Origin of the sequence: Pseudomonas agarici (assembly GCF_001543125.1) — a bacterium.
Taxonomy (GTDB): Bacteria; Pseudomonadota; Gammaproteobacteria; order Pseudomonadales; family Pseudomonadaceae; genus Aquipseudomonas; species Aquipseudomonas agarici.
Genome location: NZ_CP014135.1, coordinates 221,871 through 224,313 on the forward strand (window position 1 = coordinate 221,871; position 2,443 = coordinate 224,313).

General features: G+C 54.8%; 3 protein-coding genes and 3 tRNA genes. All 6 read left to right on the forward strand.

Translation table 11 applies throughout. The annotated features are described in order from the left end of the window. The first annotated feature begins 156 nt into the window (after positions 1–156). On the forward strand, positions 157–1,116 hold the full coding sequence (birA, locus tag AWM79_RS00965; RefSeq protein ID WP_060781946.1) for a bifunctional biotin--[acetyl-CoA-carboxylase] ligase/biotin operon repressor BirA: 960 nt from the start codon (positions 157–159) through the stop codon (positions 1,114–1,116). A 92-nt stretch (positions 1,117–1,208) separates the two neighbouring features. Further along, complete coding sequence (locus AWM79_RS00970) at positions 1,209–1,655, forward strand: hypothetical protein (RefSeq protein WP_060781947.1); 447 nt, start codon at positions 1,209–1,211, stop codon at positions 1,653–1,655. A gap of 141 nt (positions 1,656–1,796) precedes the next feature. After that, positions 1,797–1,881 (forward strand) — tRNA-Tyr (locus AWM79_RS00975). A 26-nt stretch (positions 1,882–1,907) separates the two neighbouring features. Further along, a tRNA-Gly gene (locus AWM79_RS00980) sits at positions 1,908–1,981 on the forward strand. Between the two features lie 26 nt (positions 1,982–2,007). Then, positions 2,008–2,083, forward strand: a tRNA-Thr gene (locus AWM79_RS00985). Between the two features lie 86 nt (positions 2,084–2,169). After that, a partial coding sequence (locus AWM79_RS00990) for a GTP-binding protein (protein ID WP_244159609.1) occupies positions 2,170–2,443 on the forward strand: 274 nt, incomplete at its 3' end.

Genomic DNA, 2,443 nt, shown 5'->3' on the forward strand with positions numbered 1-2,443 from the left:
GCAGGTAGGGGTTTTGTTTTTTTGCGCGAAAATTTGAGCGGGAGCTTTGGGCGGGGCGTGGTTACAGATCTTCCATGGCTGGCAGGTCGTCTCCTGTAGTATGCAAGGCTCCGGCTCATGGCTATCATGCGTGCCTCATTGTGAGGCGAGATCTGCATGCTGACGTTGTTAAAACTCCTGAAAGATGGCCGGTTTCACTCTGGAGAGGCGCTCGGGGCAGCGTTGGGCATCAGTCGCAGCGCTGTCTGGAAGCAGCTTCAGCAGCTGGAGGTTGAACTGGGGCTGTCGATTCATAAGGTTCGTGGTCGTGGCTATCAATTGGCCTCTCCCCTGATGCTGCTTGATCGGCAAGCAATCGCTGCTGCCAAACCCTCGCCGACCTGGTCGGTACATGTTTATGAATCGATCGATTCGACCAATGCCGAAGCGTTGCGATTGGTCGAGCGCGCTGTGCGTGCACCTTTTGTTGTCGTGGCTGAGCGGCAGACGGCAGGTCGGGGGCGTCGCGGGCGTCAGTGGGTCAGCCCATTCGCCGAAAATATCTATTACAGTTTGTTGCTCAGGGTTGATGGAGGAATGCGGCAGCTCGAGGGCTTGAGCCTAGTGGTTGGCCTGGCGGCATTGCAGGTGTTGCGTGAATTGGGGATCCAGGGGGCGGGCCTGAAATGGCCGAACGACGTTCTGGTGGGTAGCAAGAAGATCGCCGGTATCCTGCTGGAACTTGTCGGTGATCCGGCTGATGTCTGTCACGTGGTGCTTGGCATCGGCATCAATGTCAACATGCAAGTCGCCGATCAGGTCGATCAGCAGTGGACATCCGTCAGGCTTGAGACGGGACGCTCGGTGGATCGCAATCAGTTGATCGCATCCCTGAGCGAAAAGCTTCAGTGTTATCTGCGGCGACACCAGGCGTCGGGCTTCGCCACGATCCAGGCGGAGTGGGAGCAGAATCATCTGTGGCAAGGCCGTGAAGTCTCGTTGGTGGCTGGTACGAGCGTTATCGACGGCACTGTGCTGGGTATCGATCAGCAAGGTGCGCTGCGTTTGAGGGTCGGCGGTTTCGAGCAGGTCTTCAGCGGTGGCGAGCTCAGCCTGCGCTTGCGCAATGATTCTTGAGCGGGACTGCGGTAATGTTTCCAGAGCCAGGTGTGTGCCTGATCTGGTAGGTGTCGGTCTGGCAATTGCCGGCCCGTTGAGCTGAGGTCTCTATGCGTTGGTTGTTTCTGTTGTTGTTGGTACTCAATGGTGTTTATTACGTCTGGCATCAACAGGAGGCCCCGCTGAGGGCGAAGGAAGTAACTCCTTTGGCGCTCTATCGTAGTGCGCACCAGGATATCCAGCTGCTGAGCGAGTCGGATAACGCCGGGGCTCGCAAAGCTGCCGCCAGAGGCCAGGAGGCGAACTCCGAATGTCTGTATCTGGGAGGTGTGTCCCGTCAGGATGTCGCGCAGTCGATTCAGCAGCGTTTGCAGGGGATGGATATCAAGGCGCGGGTACAGCGGGTGAATGTTCCGGATTCGACGGGCTTCTGGCTGCGCATCGCACCCGAAAGTCGACATTTGCTGGGCGACGCCGTTCTGCAGAATCTTGCTAAAGAATTCAATGAGTTAAAACATAAAATAATGTTGTGCGAAGGCATTGCAACTGCCGAATAGTTTGCATAGAATGGCGCCCGCTTTGCAGTGAACACCCCTTGAGGGACTCGCTGCAGAGCGTGGTCAACGCAGCTAACCTCATATTTTTAAATGAGAAATTGCTTGACAGAGGTTAGGCGTGATGTAGAATGCGCCTCGATTGGAGGGGTTCCCGAGCGGCCAAAGGGATCAGACTGTAAATCTGACGTCTCAGACTTCGAAGGTTCGAATCCTTCTCCCTCCACCATAATTTCAGCGGAAGCAGCAAACTCCGCGGGTATAGTTTAGTGGTAGAACCTCAGCCTTCCAAGCTGATGATGCGGGTTCGATTCCCGCTACCCGCTCCAAGTTTGCTGTTTATGCAAAATTTTTCGCTCTTGTAGCTCAGTTGGTAGAGCACACCCTTGGTAAGGGTGAGGTCAGCGGTTCAAGTCCGCTCAAGAGCTCCATATAAAACAAGGCAGATATGAAAATATCTGCCTTTGTTCTAATGGTCGATGTAGCTTGCTCAATTCTTCTCCTAAGGGTGATTTCGATGGCTAAGGAAAAGTTCGAACGTAATAAGCCGCACGTCAACGTTGGCACCATTGGTCATGTCGACCATGGTAAGACCACTCTGACTGCTGCGCTGACCCGTGTCTGCTCCGAGGTTTTCGGTTCGGCCAAGGTTGAGTTCGATAAAATCGACAGCGCCCCGGAAGAGAAAGCTCGCGGTATCACCATCAATACTGCTCACGTTGAATATGACTCGGCTGTGCGTCATTACGCTCACGTTGACTGCCCGGGCCACGCCGACTACGTGAAGAACA

Bases quoted from the DNA above. Each gene is read 5' to 3' on its own strand.
- birA (WP_060781946.1), top strand. From the start codon at position 157: ATGCTGACGTTGTTAAAACTCCTGAAAGATGGCCGGTTTCACTCTGGA.
- AWM79_RS00970 (WP_060781947.1), top strand. From the start codon at position 1,209: ATGCGTTGGTTGTTTCTGTTGTTGTTGGTACTCAATGGTGTTTATTAC.